At 32.6% G+C, this 24,640-nt stretch carries 23 protein-coding genes and 1 pseudogene; 9 read left to right on the top strand and 15 right to left on the bottom strand.

Annotated elements, in window-relative coordinates:
* Positions 1-5 precede the first annotated feature (5 nt).
* From EB819_RS05140 to EB819_RS05120, 5 genes are all read left to right on the top strand, one after another.
* Positions 6-2,408: an alpha/beta hydrolase family protein gene (locus EB819_RS05140; RefSeq protein ID WP_069799066.1), complete on the top strand. Its 2,403-nt coding sequence runs from the start codon at positions 6-8 to the stop codon at positions 2,406-2,408.
* A gap of 125 nt (positions 2,409-2,533) precedes the next feature.
* Positions 2,534-3,115, top strand: a complete 582-nt coding sequence (locus EB819_RS05135) for an alpha-ketoglutarate-dependent dioxygenase AlkB family protein (RefSeq protein ID WP_069799063.1) — start codon at positions 2,534-2,536, stop codon at positions 3,113-3,115.
* Positions 3,116-3,296: 181 nt separating this feature from the next.
* Entirely contained in the window at positions 3,297-3,788 is a 492-nt protein-coding gene (locus tag EB819_RS05130) for a hypothetical protein (protein ID WP_069799061.1), read from the top strand.
* Positions 3,789-3,930: 142 nt separating this feature from the next.
* Entirely contained in the window at positions 3,931-5,112 is a 1,182-nt protein-coding gene (locus tag EB819_RS05125) for an acyl-CoA dehydrogenase family protein (RefSeq protein ID WP_069799059.1), read from the top strand.
* 269 nt (positions 5,113-5,381) lie between these two features.
* Positions 5,382-6,641, top strand: a complete 1,260-nt coding sequence (locus EB819_RS05120) for a dihydrolipoamide acetyltransferase family protein (RefSeq protein WP_069799058.1) — start codon at positions 5,382-5,384, stop codon at positions 6,639-6,641.
* Between the two features lie 327 nt (positions 6,642-6,968).
* Here EB819_RS05120 and EB819_RS05115 read toward each other — a convergent pair whose 3' ends face one another.
* From EB819_RS05115 to rsmG, 4 genes are all read right to left on the bottom strand, one after another.
* On the bottom strand, positions 6,969-9,665 hold the full coding sequence (locus tag EB819_RS05115) for a PD-(D/E)XK nuclease family protein (RefSeq protein ID WP_069799056.1): 2,697 nt from the start codon (positions 9,663-9,665) through the stop codon (positions 6,969-6,971).
* Positions 9,665-10,081: a DUF922 domain-containing protein gene (locus tag EB819_RS05110; RefSeq protein WP_124878671.1), complete on the bottom strand. Its 417-nt coding sequence runs from the start codon at positions 10,079-10,081 to the stop codon at positions 9,665-9,667. The genes EB819_RS05115 and EB819_RS05110 overlap by 1 nt, the downstream gene beginning before the upstream one ends.
* A 121-nt stretch (positions 10,082-10,202) precedes the next feature.
* The gene (locus EB819_RS05105; protein WP_069799052.1) at positions 10,203-10,619 is read right to left on the bottom strand and encodes a hypothetical protein; all 417 of its coding nucleotides are present in this window, start codon (positions 10,617-10,619) and stop codon (positions 10,203-10,205) included.
* Between the two features lie 12 nt (positions 10,620-10,631).
* Positions 10,632-11,267, bottom strand: coding sequence for a 16S rRNA (guanine(527)-N(7))-methyltransferase RsmG (rsmG, locus tag EB819_RS05100; RefSeq protein ID WP_069799050.1), 636 nt, complete (start codon positions 11,265-11,267; stop codon positions 10,632-10,634).
* A gap of 94 nt (positions 11,268-11,361) precedes the next feature.
* Here rsmG and EB819_RS05095 point away from each other — a divergent pair, with 94 nt between their 5' ends.
* The 3 genes from EB819_RS05095 (at position 11,362) to EB819_RS05085 (ending at position 13,904) form a co-directional block, all read left to right on the top strand.
* Positions 11,362-12,561 (top strand): pyridoxal phosphate-dependent aminotransferase, encoded by a 1,200-nt coding sequence (locus EB819_RS05095; RefSeq protein ID WP_069799048.1) that lies wholly within the window; start codon positions 11,362-11,364, stop codon positions 12,559-12,561.
* Between the two features lie 158 nt (positions 12,562-12,719).
* Positions 12,720-13,352, top strand: a complete 633-nt coding sequence (locus EB819_RS05090; protein ID WP_069799046.1) for a peroxiredoxin — start codon at positions 12,720-12,722, stop codon at positions 13,350-13,352.
* Positions 13,353-13,433: 81 nt separating this feature from the next.
* Positions 13,434-13,904, top strand: a complete 471-nt coding sequence (locus EB819_RS05085; RefSeq protein ID WP_069799099.1) for a methylglyoxal synthase — start codon at positions 13,434-13,436, stop codon at positions 13,902-13,904.
* 49 nt (positions 13,905-13,953) lie between these two features.
* On the opposite strand, the gene EB819_RS12795 is transcribed toward EB819_RS05085, so the two are convergent.
* The 3 genes and pseudogenes from EB819_RS12795 to EB819_RS05070 all read right to left on the bottom strand — a co-directional run.
* The gene (locus EB819_RS12795) at positions 13,954-14,325 is read right to left on the bottom strand and encodes a hypothetical protein (protein ID WP_083250177.1); all 372 of its coding nucleotides are present in this window, start codon (positions 14,323-14,325) and stop codon (positions 13,954-13,956) included.
* An 82-nt stretch (positions 14,326-14,407) separates the two neighbouring features.
* Positions 14,408-14,899, bottom strand: coding sequence for a GNAT family N-acetyltransferase (locus tag EB819_RS05075; protein ID WP_069799045.1), 492 nt, complete (start codon positions 14,897-14,899; stop codon positions 14,408-14,410).
* A gap of 43 nt (positions 14,900-14,942) precedes the next feature.
* Positions 14,943-15,122 (bottom strand): annotated as a pseudogene (locus tag EB819_RS05070) (hypothetical protein); the annotation flags it as partial.
* A 2-nt stretch (positions 15,123-15,124) separates the two neighbouring features.
* Between EB819_RS05070 and EB819_RS05065 the strand changes: the two are divergent.
* The gene (locus EB819_RS05065) at positions 15,125-15,547 is read left to right on the top strand and encodes a methylglyoxal synthase (RefSeq protein ID WP_069799041.1); all 423 of its coding nucleotides are present in this window, start codon (positions 15,125-15,127) and stop codon (positions 15,545-15,547) included.
* A 41-nt stretch (positions 15,548-15,588) separates the two neighbouring features.
* On the opposite strand, the gene EB819_RS05060 is transcribed toward EB819_RS05065, so the two are convergent.
* From EB819_RS05060 to EB819_RS05025, 8 genes are all read right to left on the bottom strand, one after another.
* The gene (locus tag EB819_RS05060; RefSeq protein WP_069799039.1) at positions 15,589-16,251 is read right to left on the bottom strand and encodes an HAD family hydrolase; all 663 of its coding nucleotides are present in this window, start codon (positions 16,249-16,251) and stop codon (positions 15,589-15,591) included.
* A 56-nt stretch (positions 16,252-16,307) separates the two neighbouring features.
* Positions 16,308-16,799: a GNAT family N-acetyltransferase gene (locus EB819_RS05055; RefSeq protein WP_069799037.1), complete on the bottom strand. Its 492-nt coding sequence runs from the start codon at positions 16,797-16,799 to the stop codon at positions 16,308-16,310.
* Positions 16,800-16,830: 31 nt separating this feature from the next.
* Complete coding sequence (locus EB819_RS05050) at positions 16,831-17,343, bottom strand: DUF421 domain-containing protein (protein WP_069799035.1); 513 nt, start codon at positions 17,341-17,343, stop codon at positions 16,831-16,833.
* Positions 17,344-17,349: 6 nt separating this feature from the next.
* Positions 17,350-17,682: a gamma-glutamylcyclotransferase family protein gene (locus tag EB819_RS05045; protein WP_069799033.1), complete on the bottom strand. Its 333-nt coding sequence runs from the start codon at positions 17,680-17,682 to the stop codon at positions 17,350-17,352.
* A 5-nt stretch (positions 17,683-17,687) separates the two neighbouring features.
* A complete protein-coding gene (locus tag EB819_RS05040; protein ID WP_069799031.1) occupies positions 17,688-18,770 on the bottom strand; it encodes a rhomboid family intramembrane serine protease in 1,083 nt (360 codons plus the stop codon).
* Positions 18,771-18,792: 22 nt separating this feature from the next.
* Positions 18,793-21,624, bottom strand: a complete 2,832-nt coding sequence (gene uvrA, locus EB819_RS05035) for an excinuclease ABC subunit UvrA (RefSeq protein WP_069799029.1) — start codon at positions 21,622-21,624, stop codon at positions 18,793-18,795.
* A gap of 136 nt (positions 21,625-21,760) precedes the next feature.
* Positions 21,761-23,284: an MFS transporter gene (locus tag EB819_RS05030; RefSeq protein ID WP_069799026.1), complete on the bottom strand. Its 1,524-nt coding sequence runs from the start codon at positions 23,282-23,284 to the stop codon at positions 21,761-21,763.
* Between the two features lie 108 nt (positions 23,285-23,392).
* A complete protein-coding gene (locus EB819_RS05025; protein ID WP_069799095.1) occupies positions 23,393-24,571 on the bottom strand; it encodes an acetyl-CoA C-acyltransferase in 1,179 nt (392 codons plus the stop codon).
* Positions 24,572-24,640: the final 69 nt, after the last annotated feature.

Raw genomic sequence — 24,640 nt, 5'->3', positions numbered from 1 at the left:
AAAATATGAGATCTATCAAAATTTCTGTTTTATTTCTTGCCTTATCCATTTGTGGATTTTCGCAAGAAAATTTAACCTACCAAAAACCTTCCGCCGAAATTCTTCAACTCGCTGATTTCCAAAGAACACCTTCTGTTTCTATGAACAGCAAAAAAGACTGGATGGTTTTTTCTTACAGACCTACTTATAAAACGTTAGACGACCTTAACCAAGAAGAAATGAAATTGGCAGGTTTGCGTGTTAATCCTGTAACCAATATTTCGAGTTCTGTTACGTATATTAGTAATTTAAAAGTTAGAAAATTCAACGAAAAGCAAGAAACACAAGTAATTGGATTGCCTCAAAATCCTAAAATTACCAATCTTTCTTGGTCTCCAGACGAAAAGAAATTAGCCTTTACCAATACTACAGAAAAAGGAGTAGAACTTTGGATTTTAGATTTAGAAACCAGAACAGCTAAGAAAATCTCAAGTGATAATCTTAATGCCAATTTGGGTTCTCCGTTTGTTTGGCTTAAAAATTCTCAGGAATTAATCGTAAGAAAACTTCCAGCAAACAGACCAGCTCTATTAAATGAAAAGAAAAATCTTCCAACTGGACCAATTGTTTCTAATGCAGACGGAAAAGTTTCACAAAACAGAACGTATCAAGATTTGTTAAAAAATCCTATGGATGAAGCCAATTTCGAGACTTTAACCAGAGCAGAATTGGTAAAAATGAATCTTGATGGAGCAGAAACTCCTTATAAATCTGCTGATATTTATGCAGGAATTCAACTTTCGCCAGACGGAAATTATGTGATGATTTCTACCATCAAAAAACCTTTCTCTTACATCGTTCCGCTTTCTAGATTTCCGATGACTGCTCAAGTTTTTGATTTACAAGGAAATTTAGTAAAAACCGTAAATGATGTTCCGTTGAATGAAATTATGCCAAAAGGTTTTTCATCAGTTAGAACAGGAAAAAGAAATATGTCTTGGAGAGCAGATAAACCTGCAAGTTTATATTTTGTAGAAGCTTTAGATGGTGGTGATCAAAGTAAAAAAGCAGAATTTAGAGATGAAATTTTTACTTGGGATGCACCTTTTTCGGCTGAACCAAAATCCTTAATGAAAACCAAACAAAGATTTGCAGGAATTCAATTCGGGAATGAAGAAAATGCTGTTGTAATGGATTCTTGGTATGATACTCGTTCACAAAAAACATATTTCCTAAATCCAAAAACTGGAGAAAATAAAGAAATTGCCGAAAGAAATTATCAAGATGTTTATGCGGATCCAGGAAATTTCCAAACCGATAAAAATGAATTCGGACAATACGTAATTTCCATCAAAAACGGAAAAGCGCACTTAATTGGTGATGGTTTTACCAAGGATGGTCAGTTTCCTTTCATCGATGAATTTGATTTTAAAAACTTCCAAACCAAAAGATTATACACTTCTAAAACACCAAAAGTAAAAGAAGATATTATTGACATTATTGATGCCAATAAAGGAACGGTTTTAGTGACGCAACAGTCTAAAAATCAGTATTCTAATTATTTTGTAAGAAATATTAAAAACAACAAAGCAGAAGCGGTAACTCAGTTTGCAAATCCTTTTGCGAGTATTTCTACTATTCATAAAGAAGTCATTAAATACAAAAGAAACGATGGAGTAGAGCTGAAAGGAACGCTTTATCTACCAGCAAATTATGATTTCAAAAAGAAACCAAAATTGCCACTTTTAGTTTGGGCGTATCCAGAAGAATTTAAAGATAAAGCCACGGCTGGACAAAACACTGCCAATCCAAATGAATTTACTTTCCCAAGTTATGGTTCGTTTATTTATTGGGTGACTAAAGGTTATGCGGTTTTAGATGATGCAAGTTTCCCAATTATTGGGGAAGGAACTACAGAACCGAATGATACTTTTATTCCGCAATTGGTGGCGAATGGAAAAGCAGCAATTGATGCTGTAGATCAATTAGGTTATATCGATAGAAATAGAGTAGCAGTGGGTGGACATTCTTATGGAGCTTTTATGACGGCTAATTTATTGACGCATTCTAATGATTTTGCGTGTGGAATTGCGAGAAGTGGCGCTTATAACAGAACTTTAACACCTTTTGGTTTCCAAAGTGAACAGCGTAATTATTGGGATGTTCCAGAAATCTACAACGGAATGTCACCATTTATGAATGCCAATAAAATGAAAAAACCAATGCTTTTGGTTCATGGTGAAGCAGATAACAATCCTGGTACGTTTACATTGCAAACAGAGCGTTATTTCCAAGCGTTGAAAAACTTGGGAGCACCTGTAAGAATGGTGATTTTACCAAAAGAAGCTCACGGTTATGTTGCTAAGGAAAACATTTTACATTTGCTTTGGGAACAAGACCAATTCTTAGAAAAATGTTTAAAAAAATAGATTTTAAAAGACGCTGAAAAGCGTCTTTTTTTATTTTTGAAATAATCTTGAATTTGATAAAAATGTGTAATTTTAAAAAAAGTCTAGAATCTCACATCTGAAATCTGAAATCTAACATCTAAAAAATGAATAATCTTTTACCAAAAGACGGCACTGTATATTATTATGGAAAAATTTTCACGGAAGAACAAAGTGAAATATATTATGTTAAATTGCTCAATGAAATCAATTGGCAACATGATGTAGTTAAAATTTTTGGAAAAGAAATTATTACCAAAAGAAAGGTTGCTTTTTTAGGAGATGAAGGAATTTTTTATAAATATTCGGGTAAAACTAAAATCGCTGAGAAATGGTTAAAATTTATTTTAGAAATAAAATCTAAGGTGGAACAAATCTCAGGCGAAAAATTTAATGCGTGTTTATTGAACTATTATCACAATGGTTCAGAAGCGATGAGTTGGCATTCTGATAACGAAAAAGAAATTTTGAAACATTCTGCAATTGCGTCTGTAAGTTTCGGAGCGGAAAGAAAATTTGGTTTCAAACATAATTTTAGCAAAGAAGAAATTTTTCTAATGCTTGAGAACGGCTCATTACTCATCATGAAAGATGAAACCCAAATCTATTGGAAACACAAGCTTTATACGAATGCTAAAATCATTGAGCCAAGAATAAATTTGACATTCAGAACAATTATAAACAATTAAACTTAATATTCTAATTAATTCCTATAATTTATATTATGTTAAATTGTATTTTTTACGACTTCAATATAATTATAGTTTCCTAACCTTCTCATCTCTTTTAATCCATTGAAAGTTTATAATCATTGATGAGAATTCTATAAAGTTGTAAATCGTTTATCGCCATACTTTTACAAGAAAAATTATGAAAAATTTTGTAGTTATTCTTTTGATAAGCATTTCTTTTATTTCTTGTAACAAAAAAGAAACATCTTCATATACCATAATTCCTGAAGATACCATTCACCAGAATTATACAGAAACTTTTGAGCCGAAAAAAGATACTTTGCAATTTTGTTATCTTTCTGTGGTAGGCAAAGATTCTTTGCACCTTTCTTACACTCTTTATCCTACAGATTCTGTAAAAGGAAAAATGAGTTACGATAATTTTGAAAAAGATGGTTCTAATGGAAAAGTATATGGTATAAAATCTGGTGATACCTTAAAATTAACTTACGACATGTTTTCTGAGGGAATGCATTCGTTAATAGATGTTCGCTTTTTGACCAAAGACAATAAACTTTACGAAGGAATTACTGCTTTGAAACAAAAGAACGATTCTACTATGATTATTGTGAATGATAAAAGTGTAGATTTTGAATCTGGAAGAGTTTTATCGCCTGTTAAATGTAAATAATGTTAGTAATTTTTAATGCTATTCTACTCTATTTTAGATGAATTTTTTAATTTTTTCTCTACAAATAGTTGCAGTTTACTTTTTCTATTGGGTATTTTGATACTATGCGAAATCCTCGTATTTTTAGCAAAATTTAAACGCAATGTCATACTATCCTTTAAATAGCATTCCAGATTATTTCGGAATTGATGATTTACTTACAGAAGAACATATATTAATCAGAAACTCTGTAAGAGATTGGGTTCAGTCATTTATTATGCCTCAAATTGATGATGCAGCGCAACATCATAAAGACATTCCTAATCTCATGAAAGAATTAGGAGCAATTGGAGCTCTCGGTCCTTATATTCCAGAAGAATATGGAGGTGCTGGTTTAGACCAAATTTCTTACGGATTAATTATGCAAGAGTTAGAACGAGGAGATTCAGCGGTTCGTTCTGCGGCTTCTGTTCAGAGTTCTTTGGTAATGTTTCCTATTTTCGAGTTTGGTTCAGAAGAACAAAAACGCAAATATCTTCCAAAATTGGCTTCTGGTGAATTTATCGGTGCATTTGGCTTAACAGAGCCTAATCACGGTTCTAATCCAGGAGGAATGGAAACGCATTACAAAGATATGGGCGATCATTATTTGCTTAACGGTGCTAAAATGTGGATTACTAATGCTCCACTTTGTGATCTTGCTGTAGTTTGGGCAAAAGGTGAAGACGGAAAAGTTCGCGGAATGATTGTAGAACGCGGTTACGAAGGTTTTACCACTCCAGAAACTACCAATAAATGGAGTTTGAGAGCTTCTAAAACGGGTGAATTGGTTTTTAATAACGTAAAAGTTCCTAAAGAAAATCTTTTACCAAAAGTAGAAGGTCTTAAAGGTCCTCTTTCTTGTTTAAATTCAGCACGTTACGGAATTTCGTGGGGCGTAATTGGTGCTGCGATAGATTGCTATTGCACTGCTGTTCAGTATTCTAAAGAAAGAACACAGTTTGGAAAACCAATTGCAAGTTTCCAACTTCAACAGAAAAAATTAGCCGAATTTTTAACAGAAATTACAAAAGCTCAATTGCTTTGCTGGAGATTAGGAACCTTGAAAAATGACCACAAAGCTACTCCTGCTCAAATTTCTATGGCAAAACGAAATAACGTGAGAATGGCAATTAACATAGCAAGAGAATCTCGTCAAATTCTTGGTGGAATGGGAATTATGGGAGAATTCCCAATGATGCGTCACGCTGCCAACTTAGAATCTGTAATTACTTACGAAGGTACAGAAGACGTGCACTTGCTCATCACAGGTCTTGATATTACGGGAATCAACGCATTTTCATAAAAATTATACTTTGTCAAAGCTTTTAAATCTTTGACAAAGTTTTTTTTTGATTTTGGCGTGCCTTTTTTCCACTGCTATTGCCATGCAAAAAAGTCGCGCTTTCCGTTGCAATCTTTTATTTTTCCAGTCTTCGACTCCGCTCAGACTGACAAAATAAAAGGATTTGCACTGCAATCGCTCACGCGAAAACTTTTGATAAGTTTACGCCTTTGCGAACTTAAAAACATAAAGAATTTTAAAAATTTCTTTGCGCTCTTTGCGTTTAAAATATGAAAACCATCAACATACCATTACCTAAAATAGGAGAATCTACTACCGAAGCCAAAATTGTAGAATGGCTGAAAAAACCGGGAGATTTTATCAAACGTGATGAACTTTTTGCCGTAATTGGAACCGACAAAGTAGATTCTGAAATTTTCTCAGAATACGAAGGAACGCTCAAAGAAATTCTCGTAAAAGAAGGCGAAGAAGTTTCTGTAGGAACTCCTATTTGTACCATGGAAGTGGATGATGCTGTTGAAGAAAATTCGGGTGTCATTCTGATTGAAGCAAAGCGTAATGAAGAATCTTTAAAAGATTTTTCGACTCCATTACATTCCGCTCAAAATGACAAAACTCAACTCACACCTCGAAACTCAGAACTCGTATCTTTTCTTTCTCCAGTGGTAAGAAAAATGGCTGCAGAAAACGGATTGAGTTTAGAAGATTTGCAGAAAATCAATGGAACTGGTGAAAACGGAAGAATTAGAAAACAAGATGTAGAAAATTTCTTAAAACCAAGAAAACAAAATACTTCTACTCCATTTATTGAAGAAAAACTTCAACTCAAAGTAGAACTCGGTGAAACGTTGGAGCCACTTTCTAAAATTCGTAAACTCATCGCTGAAAATATGGAAAAATCTTGGCGAAGCATTCCTCATGTTACGACTTTTATGGATGTAAATGTGACGAAATTAGTGGCTTATCGCGAAGAAAATAAGGAGAAATTTCTACAAGAAAATGCGGTTAAATTAACCTATACGCATTTGATTATGAAAGCCGTGATAGATGCAATTAAGGTCTATCCTACTCTAAATTCTTGGTTTAATAATGAAGAATTGTTAGAAAAGAAAAACATCAATTTAGGTTTTGCAGCTGCACTTCCTGATGGTAATCTCATCGTTCCGAATATTAAAAATGCACAGAATTTATCGGTTGTAGACATTGCTCAACAAGTTTCAGAAATCGGAACCAGAGCCAAAAATGGAAAACTAAAACCAGATGACATTCAAGATACTACTTTCACGGTTTCTAACACGGGAATGTTCGGTTCAGAATGCGGAACGCCTATTATTTCTCGGCCACAAGTTGCAGTTCTCGCTTTGGGAAATATTTTGAGAAGAGCTTGGATTATAGAAGAAAACGAAGAAGAGAAAATATTGCCTCAATCGGTGATGACTTTGTCTTTAAGCTATGATCACAGAATTGTAGATGGTGCTCTTGCCTCGAAATTCTTAACAGAGATTAAAAAAAATATGGAAAATTTTTAGAAATTTTATAAATAAATTTATCGTTCCATAGGAACGTAATGTGTGTAATTCAATAATATATGTAGGAGTTGCGTTCCATAGGAACGCTATCTTTTTTATTACATTGCGTTCCTACGGAACGCCACAATTCTTAATCTTTGTTTGCTACACATATTTGGTTCCTTCGGAACCTTCATAGAATGTAAAATAATGATTTTCAGATTAAGAACTTTAATTTAAAGAATTTTAGATATCTCTACAAAATTGTTTTGATTCCTTCGAAAATTGAAAATTTCATGGAATCAATGACTAAAGTGATGAATAAAACCTGCGAAATCTGCGGGAAATTTAATTCCAACTTTCATGAACTTTTTCTGTAAATGGAACTTCTGGATTCAGAATTTCTAGAATTAAATTTTTCACAGAAACCAAAGAATCTTCAAAATTGCCTTTAACAAATTCTACGTTCTGTACTCCGTTACTCACTTCCGCAAAACTCCATATTCCCGTTTCTATTTCACGATTTTTAAACTCATCCATTTGTGAAATACAGTATTGATACATACACAATTGCATCGCTTGTTTGTATTTGTCTTCAAAGAAAAGTGTTTCAATTTTAGCTTCTTCTATTTTGATTTTTAAGTTTTTAGGCTTTGCAGTTTTATAATCAATGATTCTTAAAGTTCCGTTGAGAATATCTATTCGGTCAATGAATCCATAGAAAGTTACTTCATTATTGTCATCAATTTTAAAAGCAATATTCTCAATTTTTCTTTCTAAAGCTACAATTTCTAGCGCATTCCCTTTTTTAACCAACTCTAAATCATAATTCAAAACAGATTCTACTACTCTTTTGGCAATTTGTTTGTGAACGAAATTCATTCCTTTTTCGTAGAATTCTGGTTGATGTTTGAGTCTTTCAATGGCTTTGTCAATTGATTCATCTACTTGTTGAAGTAAATTTTCTAAATCATTAACTTTTAATATTTTACCTATTATTTTTTCGTATAAATATTCTAAAGCATTATGAACTAAAGTTCCATAATTTCGTTGAGAAAGCTCTTCTTCAATTTCTGTGGTTTCTCTGGTGTTGAGAATTTTATCCAAATAAAAATCAATAGGATTATAAAGATAGGTTACCAAATGTGACGGCGAAACCTTCTGCTTCCATTCTTCTAATTTTTCAAGAACTGAAGGTGTTTTTTCAATCGTAATCGGTTCTTGATTAATCGGTTCAGAAGTGTTTTCGATGATGATATGCTCTATTTTATGCTGAGATTCCATTTCAATCTGGGTAATGAATCTCGTTTTTTCTCCTGTATTTATGCCAGAACCGAGAGCATTGTAAAGCAAATAGATATTCTTGGCATTCTGTAAAAATCGGTAAAAGTGATAGGCATAAATTCCATCATTTTCTAAGAAAGTATGCAAATTAAACTGTTTTCTTACATCAAACGGAAGATAAGTATTTTGTGAATTTCCGAGCGGTAATTTTCCTTCATTGGCAGAAAGAAGAATAATATTTTCAAAATTCAACAATCGTGTTTCCAGAAGTCCCATCAATTGTAAACCTTCTAAAGGTTCTCCCACAAAATCTATTGATTCAGAGTTAATGAGTTGATTAATCAACACTTCCAATGTTTCGATTTTTACTTGATATTGATATGGAGAAAGTTGATTCTTGATGATGACGAAACTCTTCTCAAAATGAGAAATATTTTCATATTGTACATTATCTATTTCGCTGTATTTTAAATTTTTACAAAACTGAATTAAAGTATTGAGTAAGGTTTCAGCGTCTTGTTTTTCAAACAAATTATAAAAAGAAAGTCCGTTCAATAATTCGCTTAATTGATTTTTAGAAATATAAACAATGTTTCTTTCTTCTAAGGTTGCAATGAAGTTTTTGATGATATTTTCGTCTTTAAAATTCTTTGGAAGTTCATCTAAAATCGGTAAAATATCATTGTAATAATATGAAGAAGCGTTTTTTTCTAATTGTTTATGAAGATGAAACAGTTTTTTCATCGCGTTTGAAAAAGCCAAATTTTTCAACGGAAAGCCCATTGTAATGTTCAGTTTTTCAACCGATGCAAGAGAATCTAATGCAGCAGGAAGCAAATTTTCATCTAATAAAACTACTGCAGTATTCTGATAATCAGAATTTTCTGTGTGAATTTCTGAAAGAATTTCTGGCAAAACTTTGGTTTGAGCAATATTTCCTGAAACCTCATAAACCTTTATGTTTTTGTCTATAGAAAATTCATTTTCAATCCAGTTGAAATCTCTAGAATCATTAAATTCTTTCCAAGTTTTGTATTCGCGGAGAAATTTCCCTGCTTCTTGTCTTTCGTCATGGAAATAGTATTCATCTGCATGAAAGAAAATATCTGCTTTGTCCCATTGTAAAAGGGTTCTAACTAATTTTTCTTCAACGGGAGTAAATGCATTAAAACCAATAAAAACTGCTCTAAGATTGAAATTTTTACAATAATTTTCTAAATTTTCTTTGGTGTAAAGATGAATCATTCCCGAAGTAGCCAATTGCTGTTCCTCTAATTTTTCTTTTAAAAAAGGAAGAAAAGCATTCATTTTTCTCCAAAAATTAAGATTTCTCTTTCTTGCGCCTTCTTCATCGCCCAGATTTTCGCCCCAGTTTTTGATGCGTTCTTCAGCAAGCATCCATTCCAGAATTTCTTTATCATTTCCATGGAATTTCAACATATCATCCCAATCTTTTTGCAATGTTGGGAACCATTTTAAAAATGTGGCAAGATCTTCATCTTGATAAAGTTGAGTATAGGTTTGATAGGCAAAAAGCCAAAGTGCAATGCCTTTGATTTCTTGTTTTTGACTGATTTTATGCACCATTTCATCAATCGTAAAAAACTCTGGAAGAATCCCGTTATAGTTTTTTTCTTTTAAAATTTCTTTAATAAAAACTACAGGTCTTTTTCCTGGAATTATAAATGAAAAACCCGATAAATCCGAAGATTTTTCGAGTATTTCTGAGATGACTTTTTGTAAAAATTTTTGGTGTAGCATTAGTTTTTATAGTGTTCTAGTTTTTTGAGTTGAGCTTTAATTTCTGCATCTAGCTCATTTTGTTTTTCTGCATTGGTTCCTCGTTTGGTAATGTTATCATAATAGTTTTGATAATCGAGAAATTCACCATACATCACTTGATAAATCAACTTAAATTTCAATTGGTAATCTTTCTCTGTTTTTACATTTTCTAGAAATTCTTTTCTCAGTTTTCTAGCGTAAATTTCGGCAATATCAAAATGGCCTTGTTCGTGATTAATATTGAGATTTTTGGTTTTAATAGGATGTTTCCAAGATTTTCTTGGGTCAAAAGTAGCATCTATTCTCACCTTCATTTTATTATTGGCTTTATCTTTAAAAGCGGTGTAACTTAGTCCACAAGAAGAATAACTGACAATGGTGCTGTCACTTTTCATTTTGTTTTCAGATGATTTAAAAAGGCTCCAATTAAGTTTTGTTCCTTCTTTCCAGACTAATTTTTGAGAAAAAACAGTTAAAAAACAAAACAATAAAATAAGGCTGAAAGTTTTCTTCATACTACTCTACTACAATTGTTTTCTCAATCCAAATGTTTTGGTTGCTGCTGTCTTTTCCTTTCCAAAATTTGAAAGTGTAAATACCTTTTTCTTCTGGTCTAAAGTTGAAACCATTCACTCCAACTCTTGTTGCTTGAGTACAAGTTCCGTTAATGGTGTAAGAATAGGCTACCACATTTCTTTCTAAACCGTTTCTGATATAATCATATCCAAAAAAATCCTCACAAGCACTTGGATAAGTAGAATACGTTTTGATGGTTTGAATGGTGAAAACATCCATCGTATCTTGTGCAATTTTCACACTATCTATTTTGATAGATTCTACATTTTGAATTTCATCTTCGTCATTTCTATCACAAGAAACAGCGAAAAATCCAGCTAATAAAGTGATTAAACTGAGGTTAAAAATTTTCTTCATTGATTTAAGTTTTTATGAATTAAAATTTCCTTTGGATAAATATACTACTTTTTTAGTGTCAAAAAATTCTTCTTCGAATTGGTCTTTCAGATCGTAAATTTCACATTTTATTCCAGCGAGTTCTTCTCCTAAATCTCCACCTTTTAAGTATAATACACCGTTGTGTTTTGGGTTAAATTGTTCTTTTTCGAATTTTCCTTTTAACCAACGCAAGAAAACAGGCATTTGTGTAACGGCTCTGCTCACTACAAAATGGAATTTGTCTTTTATTTTTTCGGCTCTTTCGTGGTAAGCTTTTACGTTTTTCAGACCAAGACTTTCTGAAACTCCTTTTACTACGGTAATTTTTTTACCAATAGAATCTACCAAAGTAAATTCTACATTTGGAAATAAAATCGCCAAAGGAATTCCCGGGAAACCACCACCAGTTCCTATGTCTAGAACTTTGGTTCCATCTGCAAATTCCATAATTTTTGCAATTCCCAATGAATGGAGAACGTGTCTTTCGTAGAATTCATCAATATCTTTTCTCGAAATCACGTTAATTTTTTCGTTCCAGTCTTTATAGAGCGTTTCAAGTTGTTGAAACTGAGATTTTTGCTCTTCAGATAGATTGGGAAAGTATTTATTAATAATTTGAACTGACATTTTATAAATTTTGTACAAAATTAAGGATTTTTCATCTGTTTTTTTTAGAAAATTTAGTTAAAAAGTCTATATTTGTACCAATTAAATAATGATAATGAGCAGAGTTTCGGACAGATTAAACAGATTAAGTTATTCTCAGACCTTTGTAATGAGTAACAAAGCGAGAGATATGAAAGCAGCAGGAATAGATGTAATTTCGCTTACACTAGGAGAACCAGATTTTGATGTGCCAGATAATATAAAGAAGGCAGCGTTTGATGCAATTAATGAAAATTATAGCCATTATTCTCCTGTTCCGGGTTTTTTAGAACTAAGAAAAGCAATTGTTAATAAGCTAAAAAGAGATAACAATTTAGACTATAAACCGACGCAAATCTGTGTAGCAAATGGAGCTAAACAAAATATTTTCAATGTTTTAGCAGCTTTGGTAAATGAAGGAGACGAAGTAATTTTGCCCGCTCCGTATTGGGTTTCTTATGATGAAATGGTAAAAATTAATGGTGGTGTTTCTGTTTTTATCGAAACCAATATTGATACTGAATTTAAGATGACAGCAGAGCAATTAGAAGCTGCCATCACTCCAAAAACGAAAGCGGTATTGTATAGTTCACCATGTAATCCATCAGGCAGTTATTATACCAGAGAAGAATTAGAAAAAATCGCAAACGTAATGGCGAAATATCCAGATGTGGTGATTATTTCTGATGAAATCTACGAATTTATTAATTATGATGGAGAGCATATTTCTATTGCAGAATTTCCACAAGTTTTTAATCAAACTGCTGTAATTAATGGAATGTCTAAAGCTTTTGCAATGACTGGTTGGAGAATTGGTTATAGCGCTTGTCCAGAATGGTTAGCAGACGCATGTGATAAGTTGCAAGGTCAGGTTACCAGTGGTGCAAATACGGTAGCGCAAAGAGCTTCTATTGTAGGATTAGAAACCGACCCGAAAGATTACTACTATATGGTAGAAAGTTTTGAAAAACGTAGAAATCTAGTATATGAATTGTTAAAAGAAGTGCCTGGTTTCAAAGTAAATTTACCAAAAGCGGCTTTTTATTTCTTCCCAGATATTTCTTATTATTTAGGAAAAACTCTTGACGGTGTTCTCATCAATAATTCTGATGATTTTGCGATGTTTTTATTAGAAAAAGCACATGTAGCTTGTGTAGGAGGCGTAAGTTTTGGTGATGCTAATTGTATCAGATTCTCTTATGCCGCTTCTGAAGAAGAATTAAAAGAAGCGATGAATAGAATTAAAAAAGCTTTAACAGAAGCAGAAATTCATTAACAAATTTTTTGAAAATATCCTTAAAATCTTCAGTCAAAAGCTGAAGATTTTTTGCTTTTTAGGAGTCATAGAAAAAAATTATCGGTTTCTCATTTTAAAAATTTTAAAATTGATTAATTTTGCAGTCTGAAAATATAATAGTAAAAAACAACAAAAAAATGGCATTAGTAGGAAGAAAATTTCCAAATGTAACTGTAGACGCAATCTCTAAATCAGGAGAAAATTTAAGAATTAACGTTTTAGAAGAAGCAGTAAAAAATCAATCAAAAGTTTTATTATTTTGGTATCCAAAAGACTTTACTTTTGTTTGTCCAACAGAATTACACGCTTTTCAAGCTGCTTTAGAAGAATTTAGAAATAGAAACACTATGGTTATTGGTGCTTCTTGTGATACAAACGAGGTACACTTCGCATGGTTATCTACTCCAAAAAATATGGGAGGAATCGAAGGAGTGACTTATCCACTTTTAGCTGATACCCACAGACAATTGGCTAATATTTTAGGAATTGTAGACCAAGATTTCGAATATGATGAAGAAGGAAACGAAACTTTTTCTGGGTCTAACGTAACGTACAGAGCAACTTATTTAATTGATGAAGAAGGAAAAGTTTTCCACGAAAGCGTAAATGATATGCCTCTTGGAAGAAACGTAGCTGAATATTTAAGATTAATTGATGCTTACACTCACGTTCAAAAATACGGAGAAGTTTGTCCAGCAAACTGGCAAGAAGGTAAAGCAGCAATGAATGCTAATAGAACTGCAACTGCTGAATATCTTAGCCAAAACTAAAATATTAAAATACAATTAATACCAAAGCAGAACATTTTGTTCTGCTTTTTTTGTAAATTTACTTGTTCAAAAATGTATGAAATGACTAAAAATGTAAGGTTGCTTTCTCCTCAAAAAACTATAGCGCTTATTGCTCACGACCATAAAAAAGATGAATTACTTGAATGGGTGAAAAAACACAGTGAAGTGATTCAACAACATCAATTAATTGCTACAGGAACCACGGGAAAATTGATAGAAAATGAATTGGGAGTTCTTGTTCACAGAGTAATGAGTGGCCCACTTGGTGGAGATCAACAACTTGGTGCAATGATTGCCGAAGGAAAAATAGATATCGTTATTTTCTTTTGGGATCCTATGGAAGCACAGCCTCATGATCCAGATGTGAAGGCATTTTTAAGGATCTGTGCCGTTTGGAATATTATCGTAGCATGTGATGCATCTACCGCAGATTTTATTTTAACTTCGCCTTTCATGCATACAGAATATGCAGTGGAAACTCCTGATTATAAATTATATTTAAATAGAAATATAGAAAAAGGAATTTCATAAAAAAAGCCCGAAAATTCGGGCTCTCATTATCAATATTTAATCTCTGTTTTTATCGGTGATTCTTTTTGTGCTTCATTTTTCTTTTTTTGCCGTGTTCATCATAGTAATAACGATCATTTTTTTGTTGACCAGGCGCGAAAACTTTAGCAGATTTGGTTCCATAGACTTTTTTCATTTGTCCAGGAGGTAAATTTTGCGGCCTGTCATCTACGATGATTACCGTAGAAGAACCGCTTCTAATTAAAACACCATTTCGGTAAACATCACCATTGGGTGCTCTATAAATTTCGCCTTGTCTGTAAACTCTACCATCTGGAGCTCTGTAAACTCTTCCATTATCTCCGTAAACATTACTAGAACCACAAGAAACTACAGTTATTGTGAGTGCTAAAGCGCCGAATATTTTAAATATATTTTTCATTTCTTTAAGATTTTGGGGTTGATACTTTCTTTAAAACAAAAGCTTTGCCAAAATCTTATTTCTTATGAAAACTTTAACGTTTTTAGAATTTATGAGTTCTTCTTTCTAAAAGAATTACATCTCTCCAAATTCCGTTCATTTCAGCGATTTTTTCTCTTCTTCCAATGATTCTGAAGCCTAATTTTTCATGAATTTTAATACTCGCTACATTTTCTGGAAAAATCCCAGATTGTAAAGTCCAAAAATGATGTTCTTCGGTTTCTTCTATTAATTTATGGAGCAACATTTCGCCGAAACCTTTTCCATGAACTGAATTATCGAGATAAATGCTTACTTCTGCTACCCCTTTATAGCAAACTCTTGCAGAAATAGGTTGAATGGCAGCCCAACCTTGTACTACTCCATTTTCGTCTTCTAGAATCAATCTACAAACTTTGAAATATTTATTGTCCCAAGTTTCCCAACTTGGAACTTCTTTGTCAAAAGTAGCATTGCCGCCATCAATTCCCTGTTTGAAAATTTCTAAAACTCTCGTTCCATCATCTGGAAGCATTTCACGGATTTGGTAGTTCATTTTTATTTAAGATAAATTGTGTTATAATGTTGAAAATGAAATTTTATTCCATTTCCTTTTTTAAAAATTTAGCAGTCAAAGATTTTTTGCTTTTTATCAATTCTTCAGGAGTTCCCGTTGCGATGATTTCGCCACCGTGTTTTCCACCTTCTGGACCGATATCTATAATGTGGTCTGCTAATTTTATGACGTCTAAATTATGCTCAATAATAATAAAAGAATTCTTTGGTAGCACACGATCACAAAAAAGATGAATTGCTAAGTTGGGTAAAAAAGCATAGAGAAATACTCTCTCAGCATCAATTAATAGCAACAGGAACAACCGGGAAATTAATTTCTGATTTTCTTGGAGTCAATGTAAAAAGAGTAATGAGCGGTCCACTTGGTGGTGATCAACAATTAGGTTCTATGATAGCAGAAGGCGAAATAGATATTGTAATTTTCTTTTGGGATCCTATGGAAGCTCAACCGCATGATAGTAATGTAAAGGCACTCCTAAGATTATGTGTAGTATGGAATATTCCTATGGCTTGTGATGCTGCTACAGCAGATTTTATTCTTTCTTCTCCGTTTATGCATTCAGAATATGTAGCAGAAGTACCAGATTATACGAGCTATCTCAATAGAAATGTGGTAAAAAAAATATAAAATAAAAGCCAACTTTTTGAGGCGGTCTAAAATATTGGCTTTTAGTTAAAATAATTCTCTATTTTTTGAGGTTCTAATTCAGAAAAGTCTGTGATGGTTATTTTTGCTAAATCATATTTCTGCATTTTAGAATGTTCACTTTTATAGGCAGCGCAGAAAATTCTTGCACGGTGTGCAGCAATAATTCCGTTGGTAGAATCTTCTATTACCATACAATTTTCCTTAGGTTCAACTGCAATTTCTGCAGCTTTTATAAAAATTTCGGGATTAGGTTTAGATTCTTCTAGATCTGCTCCACTAATTTTTCCCATAAAGTATTTGCCGATATCAAATTTATCAAAAACCCAATTAATGGTATTCATACTTGCGGATGAAGCCAAAACTAACTTAATATTATTTTCGTAGTAATTGATAATCAATTCTCTCACTCCAGGAAGTAAATCAAAATCAGGGTCTGTATCAAAGTATTGTTTAAAATATTTTCTTTTAGAAGCAGCTATTTCTTCTGGCAAAACATCTAAATTAAACTCATCTTTAATCATCTGAGTAGATTTTTTGGTAGATGTTCCTGTAAGAGAAGTATAAAATTCTTCTGAAACTTTGATCTTTAAATCTTTGAAAGTTTGGAAATATGCTTTTCGGTGAAGTGGTTCCGTATCTACAATTACTCCATCCATATCAAACAGTACGGCTTTTAAAGGCATAGTCTAAATTTTTTGCAAAAATACGAATATTTAATTTAACCGATTTTTTATAAAAATTATATGCTTTTGCTTCTTCTTTCTAAAAGAATTACATCTCTCCAAATTCCGTTCATTTCAGCGATTTTTTCTCTTCTTCCAATGATTCTGAAGCCTAATTTTTCGTGAATTTTAATGCTCGCTACATTTTCTGGAAAAATCCCAGATTGTAAAGTCCAAAAATGATGTTCTTCGGTTTCTTCTACTAATTTATGGAGCAACATTTCGCCAAATCCTTTTCCATGAACTGAATTATCTAGATAAATGCTGACTTCGGCAACACCTTTGAAGCATTCTCTTGCAGAAACCGGTTGAATGGCAGCCCAACCTTGCACTACTCCATTTTCGTTTACCAAAACCAATCTACACACTTTGAAATATTTATTGTCCCAAGTTTCCCAACTTGGAACTTCTTTGTCAAAAGTAGCATTGCCGCCATCAATTTCCTGTTTGAAAATTTGTAAAACCTGAGCTCCATCTTCTGGCAGCATTTCTCTTAATTCGTAGTTCATTTTATTAAGATTGAAGAGTTTGATTAGAAATCTAAAGTTTTCTACGGATATTTTTTTTCTTTTTATGTCTCGTAAAATTAGTCTGATTATTTTTATCAAAAGAAACTATACTTATATTTCCATCAACTTCTAAAATAGCCAATTTTACTTCTGAAATGTTTTCTACACCGTGTTCACGCACAGATTCTTCTAATTCATCTATTGTGATTTCGCTTTTATTTAAAGCATTTTTATCTAAAATTCCGTCTTTTACTAAAATGATTGGTTCGGCTTCTATTAAATCTTTAATTTTAGAATTTTTAAAAATCAATTTTTTCAATCCAAAATTTGTTAAAAACAAAACCAAAGCCGCAACCAAACCGCCTTGCAAAGAAGTATCTTGTCCTACCATTGCATTTTGAACAGCATTCGAAATCAATAAAAGTAATATGATATCTCCCGCATTGAGCTGCGAAAGTTGGTTCTTACCAAAAATCCTCAATCCGAGAATCATAAAACCATAAACTGCAAGAGAACGAAGTGTAATATCTAAAAATGGATTCATAGATTTTTATTTTCCAATGTAAATATATCCATTTTTTCCTGATTTAAAAGTCACTTCTACTCTTTTATAATCATCTACTTCATATTCATCAGCTAGTAAAATTTCTTCTTCTGTCACTTCAAAAAGCACACCTTCTACTTGGTCTTTTTTATCACCAGAAAAACTAATTATCGGATGAAATTGTTGATTGCTTTTCCTCAAAACTTCAGGATCGGTAATTTCTATCATCGTTAATTGATAATCTTCTAAAATATCTTTTTCGCCTTTCAGCAATCTGCCAAAGGTTTCTAATTGCACTTGTTCTAATTGTAATGTTCCGTAGGAAAAAAGTAGTGGCATTTGGTTTAAATTTTAATTTTTAAAAACGATTCTTTAATTTTTGCTTCCACTGAATTTCTATTATCAAGAGTAGCACCCAATAATAATCCTGCAACAAAGCCTCCTAAATTAGCTGTATTGTCGATATAATTAAAACCCACAATTCCTAAAAATACAATAAACAAAATACTAGAAGTTAACATTTCATTGATAAAATTTTTGGGTATAATATTGCTAAATTTTAATATAAATGAAATTAAAAATCCTAAAATACCCAAAACTGAACTAGAAGCACCATATGAAATATCATCGGGATGAAAAATCATACTTGTAAAACTTCCAACAATTCCTGTTATTAAAAATATGAATATTAAAAAATAAATATTGTAAAACCTTAAAAAAAGTTTAGAAAGAAATAATAAAGCTCCGGCTACTGCACTTATATGAAGCATATTAGAATGAACAAATAAATTGCTAACTATTCTATAATATTCGCCGAGAAAAACTTGAGATTTAAGTAAAGCCCAATCATTTATTAAATTATATTTTGTAGATTTTCCTAACTCTAAAATTTCTTTGAATCCGAAACAAATTGAAAGAATTACAGGTAAAATATAAGCTAAATTAGCTTTGTAAGATTTATTCAGCCAAAAGACAAAAATTGAGTTATTTATAAAACCATCAAAATTTTCTGAATTATTTTTTTTGTAACTGAAATATTCAAAACCAAAATTAATTATTGGTACAATGGAAGCAAGTAATATCCAAAGTTTAAAATCTCTGGGGTCTTCATTATTTTTGAAATATTTTTGATAAGCTAAAATACCAACCAATACAACAATAGCCCATAAAATAGATTTTATATTTTTTTTCTTTTGGGTAGAATTAATGATATCTTGATGCCTTTTCTCTGAACCAAAAAGTTTAAAATTATCGTCTTCTTTAAATTTTATAAATAGAACTTCTTTTAATTCAGAATCACCTAAATAGGTCATTAAATCTTTTTCAGTAGAAAAAAACATTGGCGTTTTAAACTCGTGTAAAAAGATGCCATAATCATCTTTTATTTCAAATTTTTTATCTCGCAAAAATTCTGTCCAAACGCTCATTATGGTTATTAGTTTTTAGTTATTATTCCATTTCCTTCTTCAAAAACTTCGCCGTCAAAGATTTTTTAGATTTTATCAATTCTTCAGGAGTTCCCGTTGCGATGATTTCGCCACCGTGTTTTCCACCTTCTGGACCGATGTCTATAATGTGATCTGCTAATTTAATGACATCTAAATTATGTTCAATAATAATAAAAGAATTGCCTAATTCTACCAACTGCTTGATGGCTTCCATCAAGATTTTTACATCTTCAAAGTGCAAACCTGTTGTAGGTTCATCTAGAATATAAAGCGTGTTTCCTGTTTGTTTTTTGGCAAGTTCTGTTGCTAGTTTTATACGTTGAGCTTCTCCTCCACTTAACGTGGTAGATTGTTGACCAAGTGTAATGTAACCCAAACCAACATCTTGTAAAGTCTTCACTTTAGCATAAATTTTTGGAATCGGTTGGAAGAAATCTACAGCTTCATCAATCGTCATTTCCAAAACATCAGAAATTGATTTTCCTTTGTAGCGAACTTCCAAAGTTTCTCTGTTGAAGCGTTTTCCGTTACAGGTTTCGCAATGCACGTAAACATCTGGCAAAAAGTTCATTTCTATGACTTTTAAACCACCACCTTGACACGTTTCGCATCTTCCACCTTTTACATTGAAAGAAAATCTTCCTGCTTTATAACCACGAATTTTAGATTCTGGCAATTCTGCAAAAAGATTTCTGATATCGGTGAACATTCCGGTGTAAGTTGCAGGATTAGAACGCGGCGTTCTACCAATCGGAGTTTGGTCTACATCTACAATTTTGTCGATATTTTCAATGCCTTCAAATTTTTTGTAAGGCAAAGGTTCTTGAATCGCTCTGTAAAAATGTTTGTTGAGAATTGGATAAAGCGTTCCATTAATCAAAGAAGATTTTCCACTTCCTGAAATTCCTGTTACCACTACCAATTTTCCTAAAGGAATTTCGAGGTTTACGTTTTTCAGGTTATTTCCTGTTGCGCCTTTTAATTTTAGAAATTTTCCGTTTCCTTTTCTTCTTTCTTTAGGGATTTCTATGCTTCTTTTGCCCGTGAGATAATCTGCCGTGATTGTATTTGCTTTGATTAGATCTTTAGGTTTTCCTTGCCAAAGAATTTCGCCGCCATGTTTTCCGGCTCTAGGACCGATATCTAGAACGTAATCGGCTTCTAAAATCATGTCTTTATCATGTTCTACCACGAGAACAGAATTCCCAATATCACGAAGATTTTTCAATGAATTGATGAGTCTTTCATTGTCTCTTTGATGCAAACCAATGCTCGGTTCATCTAAAATATACAATACATTTACGAGTTGGGAACCAATTTGTGTAGCCAATCTAATTCTCTGAGATTCGCCACCAGAAAGCGTTCTAGAACTTCTACTCAAGCTTAAATAATCTAAACCAACGTCTAATAAAAACTGCAATCTGGTTTCTATTTCTTTTAGAATTTCATTGGCAATGATTTTATTTTTTTCGCTGAATTTTTCTTTAACTTCTTGAATCCAATCTTTCAAATCCAACAAACTCAAAGCATTGATTTCAGCAATGTTTTTTCCATCAATTTTAAAAGCTAAACTGCTTTTTTGAAGTCTTGCTCCGTTACATTCTGGACAAGTTTCCTCGGTGGTAAATTGTCTTTCAAGCACTACTGCGTCGTAGTTTTCTTTATCTTCAATTACTTGACTGAGATAAGGAACCAACCCTTCAAAATTGATTTTTATTTTCTTAGAAATTCCCGCGTATTTTAAATCTGCAGTAAATTCTTTTTGGCAACCGTAGTAAATATAATCTACCGCTTCACGAGGAATTTCATTGAAAGAAGTATTTAAACCTAGCCCGAAAATCTCTAAAATATTTTTAATTTGAGTGAGAAGCCATTTGTTTCCTTTCAAAACTTCTAGAGGTAATAAAGCGCCTTGATTGATAGAAAAATTAGGATTTTCTACCAAAAATTCTTCATTGATTTTTTTGATGGTTCCGAGACCTTTACAAGTTGGGCAACTTCCCTTTGGTGAGTTGAAAGAAAACGTGTTTGGCTCTGGAATAGGCAACGCATTTCCGCTGTGTGCATCCATCAAATTTTTAGAAAAATATTGATAGTCTGTTGCGCCTAATTTCTGAACCATTACTACTCCTTCTCCCATTTGCAAAGCCGTTTTCAGAGATTTTGCCATTCTGCTTTCCGTAGCATTTTCGCCGATAATCCATCGGTCTATTACCACTTCTATATCGTGAGTTTTGTAACGGTCAAGCTTTAAATCATATTCTATATCTTGTAATTCTCCATCAATTCTGGCTTGCGAATATCCTTTTTTCGCCAATTGCACAAAAAGTTCGTGATAATGACCTTTCCTGGAACGCACAACTGGAGCGAGAAGCAAAACTTTTTCGCCTTTATAATTTTCTTTGATGGTTTCTAGAATTTGTTCTTCTGTGTAGCTCACCATTTTTTGACCAGTTTCCAAAGAATAAGCATCTGAAACTCTAGCGAAAAGCAAACGTAAAAAATCATACAATTCTGTAACGGTACCCACTGTAGAACGTGGGTTTTTATTGGTAGTCTTTTGTTCGATGGCAATTACAGGAGAAAGTCCTTCGATTTTATCTACATCTGGACGCTCTAAACCGCCCAAAAACTGACGAGCATATGCAGAAAATGTTTCGATGTAACGTCTTTGTCCTTCTGCAAAAATGGTGTCAAAAGCCAAAGAAGATTTCCCAGAACCAGAAAGTCCCGTAATGGTAACCAATTCATTTCTAGGTATTTTAACATTGATGTTTTTAAGATTGTGTTCTCTAGCTCCGTATATTTCGATGTATTCTTTTTCTGTACTCATAATGTCAATCTCGTCAAAAAAATCAAGACTTACAAAAATACGGAATTATTCTCTGAAAAAGTTTATCAATCGTAAGATTTCCGCATAAAAAAAGAACCTCAAATTTGAGGTTCTTGTGAATATATTATCTAAAGATTTACAAAGTTTCTTTGTCTGATATTTTGTTGAATTTCAAAAATCTAATGAAAAACAATCCTAATGCAAAGAAAACAGACATAGAAAGTGCTGCAAATCTCATTCCTGAAGTGGTAGGCAATTGGAATGAACATTCTTGTAAGAAGAACAACCTAATTGCATCATAATTGTCGATTAATAGTGCAAAGATGAAGGTTCCTAGGATAATTGCTATCTTTTCTAATACATCATAAAAGCTGAAATATGTAGTGTTATCCATAGAATCTTTTGGTAAAAGTCTACTGTAGGTAGAACGAGACATCGACTGAATTCCGCCCATTACCAAACCGATGATGGCTGCAATTCCGTAAAATTGATACTCTACATTTGGATTTTCTTTTTTGAGGAAATAAGCAGAAAGACAAGCAAAAATCCATAAAATAATGGTAATGCTAATCACATTTTTATTGCCTATTCTTTTGGATAATCTCGAGAAGAAAATAGCACCAATAATAGCTTCAATTTGAATGATTAACAAGGTCATGATCAGTTTTCCTTGTTCAAGGTTGATTTCACTCTTTCCAAATAATGTGGCCATTAAGAAAATGGTCTGCATTCCAACACTATAAAAGAAGAAACTTGCTAAAAAATACTTAAGATTAGCGGTTCTAAATAATTGTGCACCAACTTTATACAATTCTCTAAAGCTTTCCTTAACGATTTCAATGTAGAAGATAATATTGTCTTTCAGAACTTCTACAAAGCCACCATTACTTTTATGATTTTGGAAAATATTTTTTAGATTCAGCAATACTAAATCTTTTGGTAATTGGTCTTTTACTTCACCAAATTGAGGTAAATGTTTGAAGGTGTATTGAGAAAATCCAAACCACCAAGCTCCCGTGAATAAGAATGAAATTCTAGTGTATAAAAGAGCTTCTTTTGGAGTGTCCGCAAAAAACATAATCAAAGCCAAACAAATCACCACTAAAATTACAGAACCAATGTAACCATAAACGTAACCTTTTGCGGAAAGTGCATCTTGTTTATCTGGTGTAGCAATATCCGGCAAGAATGAATTGTAAAAAACCAAACTTCCCCAGAATCCTACACTCGCAGTAATACTGAAAATCAATCCTAAGAAAACGTTATTCATATTGGTAAACATCGCCAATCCCATACAAGAAGTTGCTCCTAAATAAGCAAAAAATTGCAAGAAAGACTTTTTATTTCCAATGGTGTCTGCTAAAGATGATAAAATCGGCGAAAGAATGACCACAATCAAAAACGAAATGGTAAGCGAATAGCCATAAACTGCATCTGGTTGATAATCTTTACCGAAAATATTAATCATATTCCTCACAGGAACTTTTATCCATTTTCCTGTTTCGGTTACGTACTCGCTTTTTTCGTAAGCAGTAGTAATAATAGAATAGTAAATAGGAAAAATGGTAGAGGTAATTACCAGTGAATAAACAGAATTCGCCCAATCGTAGAAAGCCCAAGCTTTCATGATTTTAGGGTTGTTTTTGATATTTTGTTTCATAGTTTTTTTCCGTAAAAGGGAATTATTACACAAAAATAAAAAAACCATTAAGAAATTGACTAAAAAATCAATAAATCTTAATGGTTAATCATTTGTAAGATGAGAAAATTATAAATTCTCAATCACAATTGCAGAAGCACCACCACCTCCATTACAGATTGCAGCAGCGCCATATTTACCATTGTTTTGTTTTAAAACATTAATGAGTGTAACGATAATTCTAGCACCAGAACTTCCTAGTGGATGTCCTAATGAAACAGCACCACCATTTACATTTACCTTAGATTCGTTTAAACCTAAAATTTTATTGTTGGCTAAACCAACTACTGAAAAAGCTTCATTAAACTCGAAGAAATCAATATCAGAAACTTCTAAACCAGCCTTTTTAAGTGCGATAGGTAATGCTTTTGAAGGAGCGGTGGTAAACCATTCAGGTTCGTGAGCAGCATCTGCATAAGAAACGATTTTTGCCAAAGGTTTTAAGCCCAATTCTTCCATTTTTTCTTTTGACATTAAAACCAATGCAGAAGCACCATCATTTAATGGAGAAGCATTCGCAGCAGTTACGGTTCCATTTTCTTTTTGGAAAACAGTAGGCAAAGTTCCAATTCTGTCAAAATTTACATTTTTATATTCTTCGTCTTCTGCGAAAATAATAGGTTCTCCTTTTCTCTGTGGAATTTCTACAGGTACGATTTCCTCTTTAAATTTACCAGAAGCCCAAGCTTCTGCACTTCTTTTATAAGACTGAATCGCGAAGTTGTCTTGGTCTTCTCTTGAGAATTCATATTCTGCAGCACATTTTTCTGCACAAACTCCCATGTGAATTTTGTTGTAAACATCAGTCAAACCGTCAACTAACATTCCGTCTTGCATTTTTACATCTCCCAGTTTTACAGCATTTCTCGCGCTGTAATAATGCGGAACTTGGCTCATGTTTTCCATTCCACCCGCTACAATTACGTCTTGGTCACCAGATTTAATAGATTGTGAAGCCATCATTACGGCTTTCATCCCAGAAGCACATACTTTATTGATTGTAGTAGAAGGTGTTTCGTTTGATAAACCAGCGCCTAATGCAGCTTGACGAGCAGGAGCTTGTCCTTCTCCAGCTTGTAAAACATTACCCATATAAACTTCTTGAACGTGTTTTGCGTCAAGATTAATTTTGTCTAACGCTCCTTTAATGGCAATAGCACCTAATTTAGGGGCAGGAATGCTAGATAAACTTCCTAGAAAACTTCCCATAGGTGTTCTTGCTGCTGAAACGATAAATACTTCTTTCATGATATTTAATAGAGATTTAAATTTTAAAATTCTTTTCGCCAAAGTACAAAAAAAAACACACTTTTTAAA

This window comes from Cloacibacterium normanense (assembly GCF_003860565.1).
Lineage (GTDB): Bacteria > Bacteroidota > Bacteroidia > Flavobacteriales > Weeksellaceae > Cloacibacterium > Cloacibacterium normanense.
The sequence above is the reverse complement of the archived record's forward strand: the minus strand, read 5'-3'. Positions and strand labels throughout refer to the sequence as shown.

Coding starts and splice junctions, on each gene's coding strand:
- EB819_RS05140 (WP_069799066.1), top strand. CDS start 6: ATGAGATCTATCAAAATTTCTGTTTTATTTCTTGCCTTATCCATTTGT.
- EB819_RS05135 (WP_069799063.1), top strand. CDS start 2,534: ATGAATAATCTTTTACCAAAAGACGGCACTGTATATTATTATGGAAAA.
- EB819_RS05130 (WP_069799061.1), top strand. CDS start 3,297: ATGAAAAATTTTGTAGTTATTCTTTTGATAAGCATTTCTTTTATTTCT.
- EB819_RS05125 (WP_069799059.1), top strand. CDS start 3,931: ATGTCATACTATCCTTTAAATAGCATTCCAGATTATTTCGGAATTGAT.
- EB819_RS05120 (WP_069799058.1), top strand. CDS start 5,382: ATGAAAACCATCAACATACCATTACCTAAAATAGGAGAATCTACTACC.
- EB819_RS05115 (WP_069799056.1), bottom strand. CDS start 9,665: ATGCTACACCAAAAATTTTTACAAAAAGTCATCTCAGAAATACTCGAA.
- EB819_RS05110 (WP_124878671.1), bottom strand. CDS start 10,081: ATGAAAAGTGACAGCACCATTGTCAGTTATTCTTCTTGTGGACTAAGT.
- EB819_RS05105 (WP_069799052.1), bottom strand. CDS start 10,619: ATGAAGAAAATTTTTAACCTCAGTTTAATCACTTTATTAGCTGGATTT.
- rsmG (WP_069799050.1), bottom strand. CDS start 11,267: ATGTCAGTTCAAATTATTAATAAATACTTTCCCAATCTATCTGAAGAG.
- EB819_RS05095 (WP_069799048.1), top strand. CDS start 11,362: ATGAGCAGAGTTTCGGACAGATTAAACAGATTAAGTTATTCTCAGACC.
- EB819_RS05090 (WP_069799046.1), top strand. CDS start 12,720: ATGGCATTAGTAGGAAGAAAATTTCCAAATGTAACTGTAGACGCAATC.
- EB819_RS05085 (WP_069799099.1), top strand. CDS start 13,434: ATGACTAAAAATGTAAGGTTGCTTTCTCCTCAAAAAACTATAGCGCTT.
- EB819_RS12795 (WP_083250177.1), bottom strand. CDS start 14,325: ATGAAAAATATATTTAAAATATTCGGCGCTTTAGCACTCACAATAACT.
- EB819_RS05075 (WP_069799045.1), bottom strand. CDS start 14,899: ATGAACTACCAAATCCGTGAAATGCTTCCAGATGATGGAACGAGAGTT.
- EB819_RS05060 (WP_069799039.1), bottom strand. CDS start 16,251: ATGCCTTTAAAAGCCGTACTGTTTGATATGGATGGAGTAATTGTAGAT.
- EB819_RS05055 (WP_069799037.1), bottom strand. CDS start 16,799: ATGAACTACGAATTAAGAGAAATGCTGCCAGAAGATGGAGCTCAGGTT.
- EB819_RS05050 (WP_069799035.1), bottom strand. CDS start 17,343: ATGAATCCATTTTTAGATATTACACTTCGTTCTCTTGCAGTTTATGGT.
- EB819_RS05045 (WP_069799033.1), bottom strand. CDS start 17,682: ATGCCACTACTTTTTTCCTACGGAACATTACAATTAGAACAAGTGCAA.
- EB819_RS05040 (WP_069799031.1), bottom strand. CDS start 18,770: ATGAGCGTTTGGACAGAATTTTTGCGAGATAAAAAATTTGAAATAAAA.
- uvrA (WP_069799029.1), bottom strand. CDS start 21,624: ATGAGTACAGAAAAAGAATACATCGAAATATACGGAGCTAGAGAACAC.
- EB819_RS05030 (WP_069799026.1), bottom strand. CDS start 23,284: ATGAAACAAAATATCAAAAACAACCCTAAAATCATGAAAGCTTGGGCT.
- EB819_RS05025 (WP_069799095.1), bottom strand. CDS start 24,571: ATGAAAGAAGTATTTATCGTTTCAGCAGCAAGAACACCTATGGGAAGT.